The sequence below is a fragment of the Ensifer sp. GW821-FHT05G01 genome (genome assembly GCF_059419585.1).
Genome location: NZ_JBWKSC010000001.1, coordinates 56421 through 72605 on the forward strand (window position 1 = coordinate 56421; position 16185 = coordinate 72605).

Genomic DNA, 16185 nt, shown 5'->3' on the forward strand with positions numbered 1-16185 from the left:
GAGCGTCAGTCGCTCAGCGTGTCGAAGAAGTCCTTCATCCGGGCAAAGAAGCCGGCGGATTCCGGATTGTTGTCCTTCGACGAGATCTGCTCGAATTCCTGCAGCAGCTCGCGCTGGCGCTTGGTCAGCTTCTGCGGGGTTTCGATCTGCATCTGGATGTAGAGATCGCCGGTCTGGCTGGAGCGCAGCACCGGCATGCCCTTGCCCTTCAGGCGGAACTGTTTTCCGGCCTGGGTACCTTCCGGCACGGTGACGCGCGACTTGGTGCCGTCGAGCGTGGTGACGTCGAACTTGCCGCCGAGGGCTGCCGTCGTCATGGAGATCGGCACGCTGCAATAGAGATCGGCGCCATCGCGCTGGTAGAACTCATGCGGCTTGACCGAGAGGAAGATGTAGAGGTCACCCGCCGGCCCGCCACGCACACCTGCTTCCCCTTCGCCGGAGAGGCGAATGCGGGTGCCGTCTTCGATGCCGGCCGGGATGTTGACGGAGAGCGTGCGCTCTTCGGTGACGCGGCCATGGCCGTGGCACTTGGTGCAGGGGTCGGTGATCGTCTGGCCGCGGCCGCCGCAGGTCGGGCAGGTGCGTTCGATCGAGAAGAAGCCTTGAGCGGCGCGCACACGGCCGGAGCCCTGACAGGTGCCGCAGGTTTTCGGGCTGGTGCCGGGCTTGGCGCCGGAGCCGGTGCAGACGTCGCAGGTGATCGAGGTCGGGACCCGGATCTGCGCGGTCTTGCCGGAATAGGCCTCTTCCAGCGAGATTTCCATGTTGTAGCGCAGATCGGCGCCGCGCTCGCGGCCACCCGATGAACGCCGCTGGCGTCCGCCACCCATCATCTCGCCGAAGATGTCTTCGAAGATGTCGGAGAACCCGCCGGCGCCGCCGGCACCACCGCCGAAGCCGTTGCCCATGCCGCCCTGCTCGAAGGCTGCGTGGCCATAGCGATCATAGGCCGCGCGCTTCTGCGGGTCCTTGAGCGTCTCGTAGGCTTCGTTGATTTCCTTGAAGGTCTTTTCCGAGGCGGCGTCGCCGGGGTTCTTGTCCGGATGATACTTCATCGCCAGTTTGCGGAAGGCGCTCTTCAGCTCCTTCTCATCCGCGGTCTTGGCAACGCCAAGCGTTTCGTAAAGATCACGTTTCATTCTTCAAAGATTGTCCTGTTGACAAGGCGTGCCAGCGCGGGGGCCCGGCGGCTGCCTGGTTACCTTGCCACAGGATTTAGTAAACCTTGAAGCGCGATACCATAGCCCATCGAGCTGCAGATGCGGTTTTTTGTCGGAAAAATGACGTTTCTGCCGGTCTTGCGCCTCGCTGGCGCCGCTCGTTGCCATTCCAGCCCATGACGTTGTCCCATGGCGGCCGTCTCAGAGGCTTGGGTCCCAGTGCCGCCGCCCGTGAAAAAGCCGTTCGACGCGAGCCTGCGGGGGGATAAAGAGCAACAAAAAAGCCCGGGTCACCCCGGGCTTTTTCGTCTCTAGCAGAGAGCGACTTAGGCCGAACGCTTGCGGTCGTCTTCGTCGTTGACTTCTTCGTAGTCCGCATCGACGACATCGCCGTCGCGGGCGGCGTCAGCGGCGGCGTCCGCATGGGCGGCGTCCGTCTGCTGGGCCTCATAGATCGCCTGACCGAGCTTCATGGAGACTTCCATCAGCGTGTTGGTCTTGGCCTTGATGTCTTCGGCATCAGGCTCGGAAGCCTCGACGGCGGTCTTCAGCGCGGCAATCGCGTCGGAGATCGCGTTGCGGTCGGTTTCCGAAACCTTGTCGCCATAGTCCTTCAGCGATTTTTCCGAAGAATGGATCAGGCTTTCTGCCTGGTTCTTCGCTTCTACGCCTTCGCGGCGCTTCTTGTCGGTTTCGGCATTGGCTTCGGCGTCCTTGACCATCTTCTCGATGTCGGCGTCGGACAGGCCACCGGATGCCTGGATGCGGATCTGGTGTTCCTTGCCCGTACCCTTGTCCTTGGCCGAGACCTGGACGATGCCGTTGGCGTCGATGTCGAAGGTCACTTCGATCTGCGGCATGCCGCGCGGTGCCGGCGGAATGCCGACGAGATCGAACTGGCCGAGCAGCTTGTTGTCGGCTGCCATTTCGCGCTCGCCCTGGGAGACGCGGATCGTCACGGCCGACTGGTTGTCGTCGGCGGTCGAGAAGGTCTGCGACTTCTTGGTCGGGATCGTCGTGTTGCGTTCGATCAGGCGGGTGAAGACGCCACCAAGCGTTTCGATGCCGAGCGACAGCGGGGTCACGTCGAGAAGCAGAACGTCCTTGACGTCGCCCTGCAGAACGCCGGCCTGGATCGCAGCGCCCATGGCCACGACTTCATCCGGGTTCACGCCCTTGTGCGGCTCCTTGCCGAACAGCTGCTTGACGGTTTCCTGCACCTTCGGCATGCGGCTCATGCCGCCGACGAGAACGACTTCGTCGATCTCGGCAGCCGAGACGCCGGCATCCTTGAGGGCTGCCTTGCACGGCGCAACGGTGCGCTGGATCAGGTCGTCGACAAGCGCCTCGAACTTGGCACGGGTCAGCTTCATCGTCAGGTGCTTCGGACCGGACGCGTCGGCCGTGATGAACGGCAGGTTGATTTCGGTCTGCTGCGACGAGGACAGCTCGATCTTGGCCTTTTCGGCTGCTTCCTTGAGGCGCTGAAGAGCGAGCTTGTCGTTCTTCAGGTCGATGCCCTGTTCCTTCTTGAACTCGCCGGCGAGGTACTGGACCAGACGCATGTCGAAGTCTTCACCGCCGAGGAAGGTGTCGCCGTTGGTCGACTTCACTTCGAAGACGCCGTCGCCGATTTCGAGAACCGAGATATCGAACGTACCACCGCCAAGGTCATAAACGGCGATCGTCTTGCCGTCCTTCTTGTCGAGGCCGTAGGCAAGCGCTGCAGCAGTCGGCTCGTTGATGATGCGCAGCACTTCGAGACCGGCGATCTTGCCGGCATCCTTGGTTGCCTGGCGCTGAGCGTCGTTGAAGTAGGCCGGGACGGTGATGACGGCCTTCTCGACCTTTTCACCGAGGTAGGATTCAGCCGTTTCCTTCATCTTCTGAAGGATCATGGCGGAGATCTGCGACGGCGAGTAGTTCGTGCCGTGCGCTTCGACCCAGGCGTCGCCATTGTCGGCCTTGGTGATCTTGTAAGGCACCATGTCCTTGTCTTTTTGCGTGGTCGGATCCTGGAAGGTCCGGCCGATCAGGCGCTTGATCGCAAAAAGCGTGTTTTCTGGGTTGGTGACCGCCTGGCGCTTGGCCGGCTGACCAACGAGACGTTCGCCGTCTTCGCTGAATGCCACCATCGAGGGGGTCGTGCGCGCACCCTCGGCATTTTCAATGACCTTCGCATCTTTTCCGTCCATGACGGCGACGCAGGAGTTGGTCGTTCCCAAGTCAATACCAATAACTTTAGCCATGTCGTTCTCTCCTTGCAGCGGACTGTCGGAACCCGGTCAGGCATTCGTGAGACAGCCCCTAACGGGATGGTCTTTGGATTTCTTCGCAGCGTTGGCTGCGCCGATGCGGCGTATATAAGGACCGGCGTTTCGGACTGCAAGGCATTCTGCGGGGCGATTGGGGGCAAAAGCAAGCCTGCGATTGGCGTGCGGCGGACAATCGGCGTTTCGCCGAAGGCCGGGACGGCCCGAAAGCGGCGGGACGGCGCCGTTTGCGCCGCCTCAACCGCCTGTCAGGATATCGAAAAGTGTCGTGCGCTTGGTGGCGCCGGTGGTCTCGCCGACATCGGCCGGCGGTACCATGCCGCCGTTGCCTTCGGGCAAGGGGCGGGTCTGCTGGACGGCCATCGAACCGTCGACGCCGACAGGCGGTGCTGGAAAGGCGTTCGGATCGCCCGAAAGAATGTCGCCCGTCGCGGCCGGAGGTGTGCCGCCGTCGTCGAAGACCGGCTGCACCCCGGTGGTGCCGAACAGCGGCGAGGGCGAAAGCCCCTCGTGCGCGGCCAGCATGTAGTCGTGCCAGGCCTTGGCGGGCAGGCCGCCGCCGGTGACCTTCTTCATCGACTTGCCGTCGTCATTGCCGAACCAGACGCCGGTGGTCAGGTTCGAGGTATAGCCGACGAAAAGCGCGTCGCGGAAGGATTGCGTGGTGCCGGTCTTGCCGGCCGCTTCCCAGCCCTTCAACTGCGCCTTCTTGCCCGTGCCGTTGGTCAGCACCCGCACCATCATCTGGTTCATTTCGCTGACGATGGCCGGATCGAGCACCCGCGGCGGGTTGTCGTAGGTGTTTTCGTAAAGCACCGTGCCGTCGGCCTTGGAAATCCGGCGGATGACATGCGGCGTCGCCTTGAAGCCGCCGTTCATGAACGGGGCATAGGCAGACGTCAGCTCGACGAGGCTTACCTCCGAGGTTCCGAGCGCGATCGAGGCATTGGCCTGCATCTCGGAATCGATGCCGAGGCGGTGCGCGACCTTCACCACATTTTGCGGACCGACTTCCATGACGAGCTGCGCGGCGATGGTGTTCAACGAATTGGCAAGTGCGTCGGCGAGCGTGACCTCGCCGCGGTATTTCTGGTCGTAATTTTCAGGCGTCCAGTTGCCGATCCGGACCGGGCCGTCATTGCGGATCGACATCGGTGTGCGACCGATCTCGAGTGCTGCCGCGTAGACGAAGGGCTTGAAGGCGGAGCCGGGCTGGCGCTTGGCCTTGGAGGCGCGGTCGAACTGGCTTTCGGCATAATCCTTGCCGCCGACGAGCGCGCGAATGGCGCCCGTGCCGTCGATCGACACGAGGGCTGCCTGCGAGGCGTCGAGCTTCTTGCCGTCGGCGTCAAGCGTGGCGCTGATCGCCTCCTCGGCCTTCTTTTCGAGGTTGAGGTCGATCGTCGTGTCGATGACCAGGTCTTCCTTGATCTCGCCGATCATGCCGGGAAGCTGATCCATCACCATGTCGGCGACATAGTGCTCGGCGCCCGACCAGTAACTCTTGGCCTTGGTCGGCGTCTGCGACATCGCGGTCTTGATTTCGCTTTCGGTGACGAAGCCTTCCTCGCGCATGGCGCCGAGAACTACCTGGGCGCGCTCTTCCGCAGCCTTCGGGTCGCGGGCCGGCGACAGGCGCGAAGGCGCCTTCAGAAGGCCGGCAAGCAGAGCCGCCTCGCCGAGGTTCACGTCGCGCGCCGACTTGTTGAAATAGCGTCGCGACGCCGCTTCGACGCCATAGGCGTTCGAGCCGAAGAACACCCGGTTGAGATACATCGCCAGGATCTGGTCCTTAGAATATTTCTGTTCCAGCCAGAAGGCGAGCAGTACTTCCTGCACCTTGCGTTCAAGCGTGCGCTCCGGCGACAGGAACAGGTTCTTGGCAAGTTGCTGGGTCAGCGTCGAGCCGCCCTGGACCATTCGGCCGGTGGTGACATTGGTCAGCATGGCGCGTGCCAGACCCAGCGGGTCGACGCCGAAATGCGAATAGAACCGGCGGTCCTCGATGGCGATCACCGCCTGGGGAATGTAGGGCGACATGTTTTCGAGCGACAAAGCTTCGCCGCCGGTCGTGCCGCGATTGGCGATGATGTCGCCGTTGACGGAAAGAATCTTGACGTTGGGCGGCCGCTCGGGGATCGACCAGCTTTCGGCGCTCGGCATGCGCGCGCCGTAATAGAGCACCAGGCCGCCGACGCCCATCGCACCCCAGATCCCGAGCACGATGCACCAGTAAAACAGGGTGCGCACGAGGCCGATGAAGCCGCCGCCATTGCCGGAGCCGCGTCGCGATCCGCCACGCTTGCTGCGCTTCGCCTTCTTCTTCTGCGCGGGAGCCGATTTTCCACGGGCCGGTTTGCGGCCGCCGCCGGTCACGCGATCGCTGGCCTCGATGCGAAAATCGTCATCATCGTCGTCGGTGCTTGCGCCGAACGAGGGCTCGATCCGTTGTCCTGACTTGCCGCTTGCTGCCATGCTGTTTGGATTTACCCCTCATGCCGCATCGCGGGCGCCCAGTCGTTTTGCCCCAGCGGCAAATGCAATCTCAAGGGCGGGGAAAGTTGATCGATCGACCCGCCACGGCGATGCGGTGAACTTTAAATGCGGCAATTTAAGGGGGGGTTAAAAACCCAATTGTAAAATATGCATGCTCTTCAACAGCTTGCCGGATCTGGCGTCACGGAGCGTTGCCGTTTCGTTCGCATGATGACACTCGTCCGAGAACCGCGGACCGTTCGGGCGGGCGAGGCGCCTGGAAACAGGCATCAAAGACCAGTCGTACCACGCCCCATATAGCGGCTCCTGCGGTCCCTCGAGGCCCGCGTCTTTGCGCGGACACGAATCCATGGACGAGCCCATTCCTTGGCGCGCGTGACATAGGCGACCGCCGACGCTGTGGCAGACATGAAGATCCGGTACTGGGTCTGTCGATGCCGGACTATTCGGCAGTCTTTTCGTCCTGCACCAGGCGATCGGTCTTTTTCAGGACTACCATTTCTTCGGATACCGGCTCGCTTTCCGTCGATATGCTCGCTGTCGTCGTTTCCGTGTCGATCGCTGCATTGGTCTTGGCGTGATAGGCGCATTCGGCAAATGCCGCGGAGGTCGACAGGCCGATGGCGGCTACGGTCACTAGAAGCGTCCTCATGATCTTCTCCTTCTCGCTCACCGGTCAAATCTAACGCGCAAAGCGATCTGCTCGAAATCACGATTTTGTTCCGGCGGGAGGCCGGGCCAGGTAGTGCCATGACGTCGCCGAAGCGCGTGGGGTCGGCGGGGCGATTGCAGAATGCTTGCGGACTATCGATCAGCCGATAGCCTTCAACTTCGCTCCCTAAATCAACAGTCAGGTGTCTATCGACGCGGCTAGGGATTAAAATGGTGCGATGCAGCAAATTGCCCTTGAAAATATTGCGGCGCATGATTATTATACGACTTATCGAAGCGCTGCACCTCCTCCCGCGGCGCCCGATGCGGATCGGTGGCACTCCTCCTCCCAGTCACCGGTCAAGTTTGAGAGCCCCGTGCACCTCCTCCCGCGCGGGGCTCTTTTCATGTCTGGGCCTCTCTCCTGCCTGACGAAGTCAACTCACCTTCGGCGCAGATTAGACTGGTCCTGCAAGGCTTGCGGGTGTATCGGCGCGGACATGGGCTCCAAGGCAAACGGCTACATCTACGCGCTACTGGCAATCGTCATCTTTGCGATCCAGGACGGCATCTCCAAACATCTGGGCAGCCTCTATCCCCCTGTCTTTGTGGCAATGATCCGCTATTGGGCCTTTGCCCTGTTTGCAGTCGTGCTCGCCACCCGGGCAACAGGCGGGCTCAAGGTGACGGCCGCGACCAGAAGACCGCTGCTGCAGGTGCTGCGCGGGCTGCTGTTGCCGCTGCAGATCGTCATGGTGATCACCTCGTTCACGCTGGTGGGGCTGGCGCATTCGCAGGCAATCCTTGCGGCGACGCCCTTGTTTGTTGCCCTCCTGTCTATGCCGCTCCTGGGTGAGCGTGTCGGCTGGCGCCGGTGGCTGGCGATCTCGGTCGGGCTTATCGGCGTTCTCCTGATCCTGAAACCGGCCGAGGGCCTGTTCGAGACGGCATTCCTGTTGCCCTTGGCGGCAGCCCTTGTCTTTGCCCTCTATGTCATCGTCACCCGTCTGGTCAGCCGCGACGATCAGGCCATGACGAGTTTTTTCTATACCGGCATTGTCGGCGCCCTGGCGATCAGCCTTGTCGGTCCGTTCTTCTGGACGACGCTGTCGCCACCGGATTGGGGCTGGATGCTGCTCCTATGCCTTACCGGGACCTCGAGCCACTATTTCCTCATCCGCGCCTATGACGTGCTGGACGCGGTCGCCGTCCAGCCGCTGACTTACCTGCAACTGGTTTTCGCGTCGGTCATGGGCGTCAGCATTTTCGGCGAGACGCTGACCACCAACATGATTGCCGGTTCGGTGCTTGTGGCGGCGGCCGGCATCTTCACCGTCTGGCGCGAGCGCGTTGTTGCCCGCCGCAAGGCAGGCCTGCCGCCGGCCTGATCGGCGATATCGATGTTTTCGCGAATCCTGCTATGGCTTCGCCTTGATGTTGTGCTCGCCTGGCTGCCCCGAAAGCCGATGAGGAGGAATGCCGTGAAGTTTCCGTCCGCCGCTGTGCTGGCCTTTTCCACGCTTACCACCGTGAATTCCGAAGTTCTGGCGCAGGATAGTGTCGCCTATGTCGACGATCGCTCTGATGGTGCCGCTGTCGTTCGATCGCTCTACAACGCCATCAATCGCAAGGAATACGCGCGCGCCTACGGCTATTTCGGCGAGACGAAACCCGTCGGCGGGTACAAGACTTTCACGCGCGGCTACGAGCGGACCGTTTCGGTCGAAGTGAAGCTCGGCAAGGTGAAGACCGAGGCGGGCGCCGGAAGCATCTACTCAGCGGTGCCGGTTGCAGTGAAATCGATCGAGAAACGCTCACGCGTGCGCTTCTTCGCCGGCTGCTACGTGACGCGGATCATCAATCCGTCGCTGCAGGTGCCGCCGTTCACGCCCTATCAGATCGAAGCTGCACGGCTGAAGGAAGTGAAGGGGCCGCTCGAAGCGGCCCTTCCGGCCGTGTGCAAGGTACCGTGACGGCCCTTGCCTTACTGAACCGGGCCGCGCCGCTCGGCAAGGAAGCGCGACCGTTCGAACACCAGGATCACGGCAAGCGCCATGATGAACGGTATGACCAGGTAGAGAATCCGGAAGATCGCAAGGGCCGCCAGCACGTCGGCCGGGTCCATTTCCGGAAGGGCGGCGATGAAGACCAGCTCCAGCACGCCAAGCCCGCCCGGCGCGTGCGAAAGCAGGGCTGCCGAGAACGATGCGAGAAAAATCCCCAGAATGACGATGAAACCCGGATTGCCCGCTTCCGGCAGGGCGAAATAGATGATTCCGGCCGCACCGATCAGCTCGACCGGCGCGATCACCAGCTGCCGCAAGACGATGGCGGGTTTCGGATAATGCAGCTGGAACCAGCGCGTGCGGATCGACGGGAAGCCGACGAGGCTGCCGACGACATAGAGCGTGATGACGATCAGGATCAGCACGCCTGTCGTCAACGACATTTCGACCGGCAGGAATTCGGCAAACCGTTCGATGATTTCCGGTTTCACCAGAAGCACGATCGCCGACAGCATCAGGGTTCCGAGCGCGAAGGTGAACGAGCAGAAGGCGACGAGGACGCCGACTTCTCCCGGCGTCAGCCCCTTCGATCGGTAGGCCCGGTAGCGCACGACAGCGCCGGAAAAGACGGATGCGCCGAGATTGTGCGAGAGCGCATAGGTGGTGAACGAGCAGACCGTGATGAACCACAGCGAGATGCGGTGGCCGAGATGATCGAGCGCCAGCTTGTCGTAGCCGGCAAGGGCGGCATAGGCGACCAGTGTGGCGCCGATCGCCAGAAGCCAGCTTTTCAGGGAAATCGCCGTGAAGCTGGCAAGGAAATCGTCCAGCGAGAGACCGCTCAGTTCGTGATAGAGTGCATGCACCGAAAAGATGATCGCTGCCAGCCCGACGACGGGCCAGAAGTACGCGCGCAGCCTGCTCATAGCGGGGTCGCGATCGCTGCAACAAGCTTGGCCGAAGGCTCTGTCGACGGCGCCGCCACTATCTCGGGACGCATCTGTTCATGAAAGCAGCCACCATCGTGGCTCCAGCTCGTCACAGTTTCGCGCCCAGAACGCGACGTCTCGGTCCTTACACTTGCCAATGATCCAATTTCCCATTCTGATTTGTTTTGCAAAAGGGAAGCACCTGAGGCCGGTGAGGTCAAGGATCGATGCCCCGGCAGAGGCGGGAGTTTGGTCAAGAAATCGCGAAGACGACACGGTAAAGCGGAGGCGGTCGGATGCAGAACGACGAGGAAAAACTGATCGAAGCGGTCTTTCGCAACGGAACCGTGACGGTCGTCGGCGTGGTGCTGTCGTTTTCGCTGGGATTTCTCACCCAGTGGGCGGCCAATCCGCTGCCGTGGAACATGGGCGATCTTCCCGCCGTCATCCTCTTGGCGATCGGCATCCTCCTGCAGATGCGTGCGCTGTGGGACTTCCTCCATCTGCGCTCGCTGCAGCCGAAGGTCTACGAGCAGGCGACGCGTGTGTTCTTCATCGGCGTGATGGTTACCGGCAGCGGCGTGTTTGCCGCGTTGATTGCCGACTTTGTCGAGATGATCTCCAAAGTGGCGTGACCGTCGTGGCGGGCTGACCCGCCACGACGTCGTTGCTGCAAAATTCCTTAAGTCAGAATCGATTCAAGGAGAAATTATGCAGCAAATTCATGGTATTACAGCGTCCATAGCGCGCCATGTTTGGCGCGCGGCGCAGTAACATCAGGCCGCAAGCGCATTCAGGATGCGGATCCAGGAGCGAATGCCCTTGTGATAGGACTGCAGCTCATACTTTTCGTTGGGCGAGTGGATGCGGTCGTCCGAAAGGCCGAAGCCGACCAGCAGCGATTCCATGCCGAGCATCTTCTGGAAATCGCCGACGATGGGGATCGAGCCGCCCATGCCGATGACCACGGCCGGCTTTGGCCATTCGTCGGAAAGGGCAAGTTTGGCCGTGTTGAGCAGGCTCGAATCGTAAGGCAGCTGGATCGCCGGCGAACCGCCATGCGCGTGAAACTCGACGGTGCAGTCGGCCGGCACCTTCGAGCGCACATAGGCGCGGAAGGCTTCGCGGATCTTTTCCGGATTCTGGTTACCGACCAGGCGGAAGGAGACCTTGGCGGAAGCCTCAGCCGCGATCACCGTCTTGAAGCCTTCGCCGGTATAGCCGCCGGTGATGCCGTTGATCTCGGCGGTCGGGCGGGCCCAGGTCAATTCCAGCACCGAGCGGTTCTTTTCACCCGAAGGGATCGAAAGACCGATTTCGCCGAGGAACTTTTCGGCCGTCTGGCCGAGCGTCTCCCATCCGGCCTTGATCTGGGCCGGAGTTTCCTCGACGCCTTCGTAAAAGCCTTCGAGCGTCACACGGCTGTCATCGTCGTGAAGCCCGGCGAGGATACCGGTCAGGATGCGGATCGGGTTGGCGGCAGCGCCACCGAAATAGCCCGAGTGCAGGTCGCGGTCGGCCGCCTTGATGACGACTTCCTCGCCGACGAGACCGCGCAGGCCCGCCGAGATTGCCGGCGTGTCCCGGTCCCACATGCTGGTGTCGCAGACAAGTGCATAGTCGGCTTTGAGTTCGGCCGCATTGGCTTCGAGGAAGGGTTTCAGCGACGGCGAGCCGGATTCTTCCTCCCCTTCGAACAGGATGGTGACGCGGCAGGGCAGCGAACCGTGAACGTCCTTGTAGGCGCGGGCTGCCTCGACGAAGGTCAGCAGCTGACCCTTGTCGTCGGCCGTGCCGCGGCCGGTGATGACCTTGCGGCCGGGCTCAAGCTCCTTGAGGCCGGGTTCGAACGGATCGGTATCCCACAGGTTCAAGGGATCGACCGGCTGCACGTCATAATGTCCGTAGAACAGCACATGCGGCGCATCGGCGGTTGCGCCGGCGTGATGGGCGACCACCATCGGATGTCCGGGGGTGTCGCGGACCGAGGCAGTGAAGCCGAGGCCGTTCAGTTCCGCGACCAGCCATTCGGCGGCCTTGCGGCAATCGGCCTTGAAGGCCGGATCGGTCGAGATCGACTTGATGCGCACGAGGTCGAAAAGCCTGTCCAGGCTCTTCGGCAGGTTGGCGTCTGCGCGCTCGAGAATGGGGGTGATATCTGCCATCATGCATATCCTTGCTTCAAGTTTTGCCGGAACCTACTGCATGATGTCGCGAATCGGAATCGATTTCGTGGGCGAAATCACGCAGCCGTTCAACGGGCGGCAGCGACTTTGGCGTGTCCGAACGAACCCGCTCTGGTTGTTTAGAGCCTCGGGCGGGCGGGTTTAAGCCAAATTTATTGATGGATCGATCAGAGGGGCGTGTCGCTGTTACGCGGTGCCGCCATCGCGCGGGGCATGGGCAAGCGCCATGCGCATGTATTCGAGCATGAGTTCCCGTTCGAATTGCCTGAGGCCTGATAGCAAGGACTGATCGGCCGCAAGTGCCGCCTCCTTGGCCGCGGCCTCGATTTCCCTCGCCCTCTGCGTCAGGAAGATCTGTTGCGAGCGTTTATCCTGCGGGTGTTTGCGCCTGACGATGAGCCCGTCGCGCTCCATCCGCGCCAGCGTATTGGCCATGGTCGCCTGTTCGATGTCGAGCCTGTCGAGAAGTTGCTTCTGCGTCAGGCCTTCCTCGGCCCATAATTCCAGGAGGACGGGGAATTGGCCGGGCGCGAAGCCGAGCTTCTGGCCGCGCTCTTGAAGGGCACGCGAGAAACTTTTGGCCAGCAGGCTGGCCAGATAGGTCGCAGATTCCATACGATTGAAGGCCATACGCCAATGGGTACGCCCGATGCGGCGCGAAGACAAGTTACAAAGCAGGCGATGGACTTGAGAAAGCCTTGTCTCACAACGATTTGACCCGAACAACGAGAAACCGCCACGGCGCGGAGGCGGCGCCGTGGCGGTTCTCTGAAAACGGGACAAAGGCCCGGAGAGGGGGATAAGGCCTTTGTCCTCATCTGGTGCGGGCGGGGGACAGGCCAATCACCAGAAGACGGCATCACTCGGTGCCGTTAAGTAAGATTTGAGGAGTCAAATGTGGCTTTTCAAGGATTGGGCCGAGGAATCGCGCATTACAAATGCGTAACGTTTCCGTGAAGCTTGGGGCCGCATCCAAAGGCTTTTCCGCGGCGCGCCGAAACCGAACAGGACGCGTGACCGCCATCGTCATCCTTGCCACGACCACCACGCAGCGCACCGTTGTGCGCTGCTGCCTTGTCGCAGCCGGAGATAGGCGCCGCATGCCCAATACGCGAGCCTGTAGATCGGTCCGCGTCCGACCGTAAGGACGGCCGAACGACAGATGGTTCGTGCAAGGGGCGGACGTTGTCGAACACGGCACGATCGCTCGCAACAATGGGGTGAGAATGTCGCGAGCGCGGAAAACCGCAATGGACGTTTGGCTCACCCCGCGCTATCCATTGCCGATGAAAAACGGTGATCACCTCTTCCTCGTCGACGGCTCCGGATTCATCTTCCGGGCGTTCCACGCCATCCCGCCGCTCAACCGCAAATCCGATGGCCTTCCGGTCAACGCGGTGTCCGGTTTCTGCAACATGCTGTGGAAGTTGCTCACCGATGCGCGCGATACGTCGGTCGGCGTGACGCCGACGCATTTCGCCGTCATTTTCGACTATTCCTCCAAGACGTTCCGCAACGAACTCTACGATCTCTACAAGGCCAATCGCTCGGCGCCGCCGGAGGATCTCATCCCGCAATTCGGGCTGATCCGTCACGCCACGCGTGCCTTCAACCTGCCCTGCATCGAGAAGGAAGGCTTCGAGGCCGACGACCTGATCGCCACCTATACGCGCCTTGCCGAACAGGCGGGTGCCAGTGTCACCATCATCTCCTCCGACAAAGACCTGATGCAGCTGGTGACGCCGAATGTGTCGATGTACGACAGCATGAAGGACAAGCAGATCTCGATCCCGGAAGTGATCGAGAAATGGGGTGTGCCGCCGGAAAAGATGATCGACCTTCAGGCGATGACGGGCGATTCCACCGACAACGTGCCGGGCATTCCCGGCATCGGCCCGAAGACGGCGGCCCAATTGCTGGAAGAATACGGCGATCTCGATACGCTGCTCGCGCGCGCCGGCGAGATCAAGCAGGCCAAGCGCCGCGAAAACATCATCGCCAATGCTGACCTCGCCCGCCTGTCCCGCCAGTTGGTGACGCTGCGCACCGACACGCCGCTCGACGTCCCGCTCGAAGACTTTCAGCTCGAACCGCAGGATGGACCGCGTCTCGTCGCCTTCCTGAAGGCGATGGAATTTACCACGCTCACCCGTCGCGTCGCCGCTGCCACCGGCACGGACGCCGATGCGGTCGAGCCGGCCACGGTACCGGTCGAGTGGGGCGCGGATGCGCGCGGGCCGGATCTCGACAAGGTTTCGGCTGCACCGGCGCCTGCAAGCGCCACAGATGCCGCACCTGCGGCCAAGGGCGACGTCGTCTCCACGGGCGAGGCCGGCGAGGCGACGCCCGAGGCGTTGACGCAGTCGCGCGCAGCCCTTTTTGCCAATGCCGCCATCGACCACGCGCGTTACGTCGCGATCCGCGATCTGCCGACGCTCGATGCCTGGATTGCCGACGCCAGGGAAGCGGGCCTCGTCGCCTTCGATACCGAAACGACGTCGCTCGACGCCATGCAGGCCGAGCTTGTCGGCTTCTCGCTGGCGATCGCCGACTATGCCAAGGATCCCGCGGGAACGGTGATCCGCGCTGCCTACGTGCCGCTGATCCACAAGACTGGCGTCGGTGATCTTCTCGGCGGCGGCCATGCGGAAAACCAGATCCCGGTGCGTGAGGCGCTGAGCCGGCTCAAGGTCTTGCTTGAAGATCCGTCGGTGCTGAAGGTCGCGCAGAACCTGAAATACGATTACCTTATCATGAAGCGGCACGGCATCACCGTGAAGGGCTTCGACGACACCATGCTGATGTCCTATGTCGTGGATGCCGGTAACGGTACGCACGGGATGGACGCGTTGTCGGAGCGCTGGCTCGGCCACAAGCCGATCGCCTACAAGGACATGACCGGCAGCGGCAAGTCGTCGGTGACCTTCGACTATGTCGATATCGACCGCGCCACCGCCTATGCCGCCGAGGATGCCGACGTCACGTTGCGGCTCTGGCATGTGCTGAAGCCGCGGCTTAGCGCCAAGGGGCTGGTGCGCGTCTATGAACGGCTGGAGCGGCCGCTTGTGCCGGTTCTGGCGAATATGGAAGAGCGCGGCATCACCATCGACCGCCAGATTCTGTCGCGCCTCTCCGGCGAGCTGGCGCAAGGGGCTGCAGCCCTCGAGGACGAGATCTACAAGCTGGCCGGCGAAACCTTTACCGTCGGCTCGCCCAAGCAGCTCGGCGATATCCTGTTCGGCAAGATGGGGCTGCCGGGCGGGTCGAAGACCAAGACCGGCCAATGGTCGACCTCGGCGCAGGTGCTGGAAGATCTCGCGGCTGAAGGCCACGAGTTGCCGCGCAAGATCGTCGACTGGCGCCAGATGACCAAGCTGAAGTCGACCTATACCGACGCCCTGCCGGGCTTCGTTCATCCGGAAACCAAGCGCGTCCACACCTCCTATGCGCTGGCGGCGACGACGACGGGACGGCTGTCCTCGTCCGACCCGAACCTGCAGAACATCCCGGTGCGCACCGCCGAAGGCCGCAAGATCCGCACGGCCTTCATTGCGACGCCCGGCCACAAGCTGGTTTCGGCCGACTACAGCCAGATCGAGCTGCGCGTGCTGGCCCATGTCGCCGACATCCCGCAGCTGCGGCAGGCCTTTGCCGATGGCGTCGACATTCACGCCATGACGGCTTCGGAAATGTTCGGCGTTCCGGTCGAGGGCATGCCGAGCGAAATCCGTCGGCGGGCGAAAGCCATCAACTTCGGCATCATCTACGGCATCTCCGCCTTCGGTCTTGCCAACCAGTTGTCGATCGAGCGGTCGGAAGCGAGCGATTACATCAAGAAGTACTTCGAGCGCTTCCCCGGCATTCGCGACTACATGGAAAACACCAAGGCCTTTGCCCGCGAGCACGGCTATGTCGAGACGATCTTCGGCCGGCGCGCGCACTATCCCGACATCCGCTCGTCGATCCCTTCGCATCGCGCCTTCAACGAGCGTGCGTCGATCAACGCGCCGATCCAGGGCTCTGCGGCCGACATCATCCGCCGCGCCATGGTCAAGATCGAGCCGGCGCTCGCCGAGGCGAAGCTTTCCGCCCGCATGCTGCTGCAGGTGCATGACGAACTGATCTTCGAGGTCGAGGATGCCGAGGTCGAGCGCACCATTCCGATCGTCGTCTCGGTGATGGAGAACGCCGCGATGCCGGCGCTCGACATGCGCGTGCCGCTCAAGGTCGACGCCCGCGCCGCGATGAACTGGGACGAGGCACACTGAGGCTTTTCTGAGGGAATCCATCAGAAAGCTTGCAACGACAGCTGCGGGTATTCTTGCAGAAGGCGGCCACCACGGCCGCCTTTTGTCTGTCCCGATATCACGATGAGAGAAAGCGCATCCGCCTGCCACGTCAGCCGTTGCGGCTTTGCTCGTCGCCCCCTAGGCAGCAATCGGGAAGGGCGCCAGCGCGCCCGGCAGAGCCGCCGATCGGAG

At 62.2% G+C, this 16185-nt stretch carries 11 protein-coding genes; 4 read left to right on the forward strand and 7 right to left on the reverse strand.

The features are described from left to right. Window positions 1-5: 5 nt before the first annotated feature. The 4 genes from dnaJ to AC07UR_RS00300 form a co-directional block, all read right to left on the reverse strand. On the reverse strand, window positions 6-1142 hold the full coding sequence (dnaJ, locus tag AC07UR_RS00285) for a molecular chaperone DnaJ (RefSeq protein WP_077499455.1): 1137 nt from the start codon (window positions 1140-1142) through the stop codon (window positions 6-8). A gap of 347 nt (window positions 1143-1489) precedes the next feature. Further along, window positions 1490-3412 carry a molecular chaperone DnaK gene (gene dnaK / locus AC07UR_RS00290; RefSeq protein WP_077499453.1) on the reverse strand — a complete coding sequence of 641 codons (1923 nt, stop codon included), beginning with the start codon at window positions 3410-3412 and terminating at the stop codon, window positions 1490-1492. Between the two features lie 261 nt (window positions 3413-3673). Continuing rightward, window positions 3674-5911: a transglycosylase domain-containing protein gene (locus AC07UR_RS00295; RefSeq protein ID WP_173418570.1), complete on the reverse strand. Its 2238-nt coding sequence runs from the start codon at window positions 5909-5911 to the stop codon at window positions 3674-3676. A gap of 463 nt (window positions 5912-6374) precedes the next feature. Next, on the reverse strand, window positions 6375-6584 hold the full coding sequence (locus AC07UR_RS00300) for a hypothetical protein (protein WP_173418571.1): 210 nt from the start codon (window positions 6582-6584) through the stop codon (window positions 6375-6377). Between the two features lie 499 nt (window positions 6585-7083). On the opposite strand from AC07UR_RS00300, the gene AC07UR_RS00305 reads away from it, so the two are divergent. After that, window positions 7084-7971: a DMT family transporter gene (locus AC07UR_RS00305; RefSeq protein ID WP_209788314.1), complete on the forward strand. Its 888-nt coding sequence runs from the start codon at window positions 7084-7086 to the stop codon at window positions 7969-7971. A 93-nt stretch (window positions 7972-8064) separates the two neighbouring features. Next, the gene (locus AC07UR_RS00310) at window positions 8065-8556 is read left to right on the forward strand and encodes a hypothetical protein (RefSeq protein ID WP_412728327.1); all 492 of its coding nucleotides are present in this window, start codon (window positions 8065-8067) and stop codon (window positions 8554-8556) included. Window positions 8557-8567: 11 nt separating this feature from the next. Here AC07UR_RS00310 and AC07UR_RS00315 read toward each other — a convergent pair whose 3' ends face one another. Beyond that, window positions 8568-9515, reverse strand: a complete 948-nt coding sequence (locus AC07UR_RS00315) for a lysylphosphatidylglycerol synthase transmembrane domain-containing protein (protein ID WP_173418574.1) — start codon at window positions 9513-9515, stop codon at window positions 8568-8570. Between the two features lie 299 nt (window positions 9516-9814). On the opposite strand from AC07UR_RS00315, the gene AC07UR_RS00320 reads away from it, so the two are divergent. After that, a complete protein-coding gene (locus AC07UR_RS00320; RefSeq protein ID WP_173418575.1) occupies window positions 9815-10153 on the forward strand; it encodes a hypothetical protein in 339 nt (112 codons plus the stop codon). A gap of 141 nt (window positions 10154-10294) precedes the next feature. Here the strand turns inward: AC07UR_RS00320 and AC07UR_RS00325 are convergent, their stop codons facing one another. Together AC07UR_RS00325 and AC07UR_RS00330 are read right to left on the reverse strand one after the other, a co-directional pair. Further along, a complete protein-coding gene (locus AC07UR_RS00325; protein ID WP_209788309.1) occupies window positions 10295-11686 on the reverse strand; it encodes a M20/M25/M40 family metallo-hydrolase in 1392 nt (463 codons plus the stop codon). Between the two features lie 204 nt (window positions 11687-11890). Beyond that, window positions 11891-12334, reverse strand: a complete 444-nt coding sequence (locus tag AC07UR_RS00330; protein WP_173418577.1) for a MarR family winged helix-turn-helix transcriptional regulator — start codon at window positions 12332-12334, stop codon at window positions 11891-11893. 656 nt (window positions 12335-12990) lie between these two features. Between AC07UR_RS00330 and polA the strand changes: the two genes are divergently transcribed. Continuing rightward, window positions 12991-15972, forward strand: a complete 2982-nt coding sequence (polA, locus tag AC07UR_RS00335; protein WP_494700014.1) for a DNA polymerase I — start codon at window positions 12991-12993, stop codon at window positions 15970-15972. Window positions 15973-16185: the final 213 nt, after the last annotated feature.

Bases quoted from the DNA above. Each gene is read 5' to 3' on its own strand.
- dnaJ (WP_077499455.1), bottom strand. From the start codon at position 1,142: ATGAAACGTGATCTTTACGAAACGCTTGGCGTTGCCAAGACCGCGGAT.
- dnaK (WP_077499453.1), bottom strand. From the start codon at position 3,412: ATGGCTAAAGTTATTGGTATTGACTTGGGAACGACCAACTCCTGCGTC.
- AC07UR_RS00295 (WP_173418570.1), bottom strand. From the start codon at position 5,911: ATGGCAGCAAGCGGCAAGTCAGGACAACGGATCGAGCCCTCGTTCGGC.
- AC07UR_RS00300 (WP_173418571.1), bottom strand. From the start codon at position 6,584: ATGAGGACGCTTCTAGTGACCGTAGCCGCCATCGGCCTGTCGACCTCC.
- AC07UR_RS00305 (WP_209788314.1), top strand. From the start codon at position 7,084: ATGGGCTCCAAGGCAAACGGCTACATCTACGCGCTACTGGCAATCGTC.
- AC07UR_RS00315 (WP_173418574.1), bottom strand. From the start codon at position 9,515: ATGAGCAGGCTGCGCGCGTACTTCTGGCCCGTCGTCGGGCTGGCAGCG.
- AC07UR_RS00320 (WP_173418575.1), top strand. From the start codon at position 9,815: ATGCAGAACGACGAGGAAAAACTGATCGAAGCGGTCTTTCGCAACGGA.
- AC07UR_RS00325 (WP_209788309.1), bottom strand. From the start codon at position 11,686: ATGATGGCAGATATCACCCCCATTCTCGAGCGCGCAGACGCCAACCTG.
- AC07UR_RS00330 (WP_173418577.1), bottom strand. From the start codon at position 12,334: ATGGCCTTCAATCGTATGGAATCTGCGACCTATCTGGCCAGCCTGCTG.
- polA (WP_494700014.1), top strand. From the start codon at position 12,991: ATGAAAAACGGTGATCACCTCTTCCTCGTCGACGGCTCCGGATTCATC.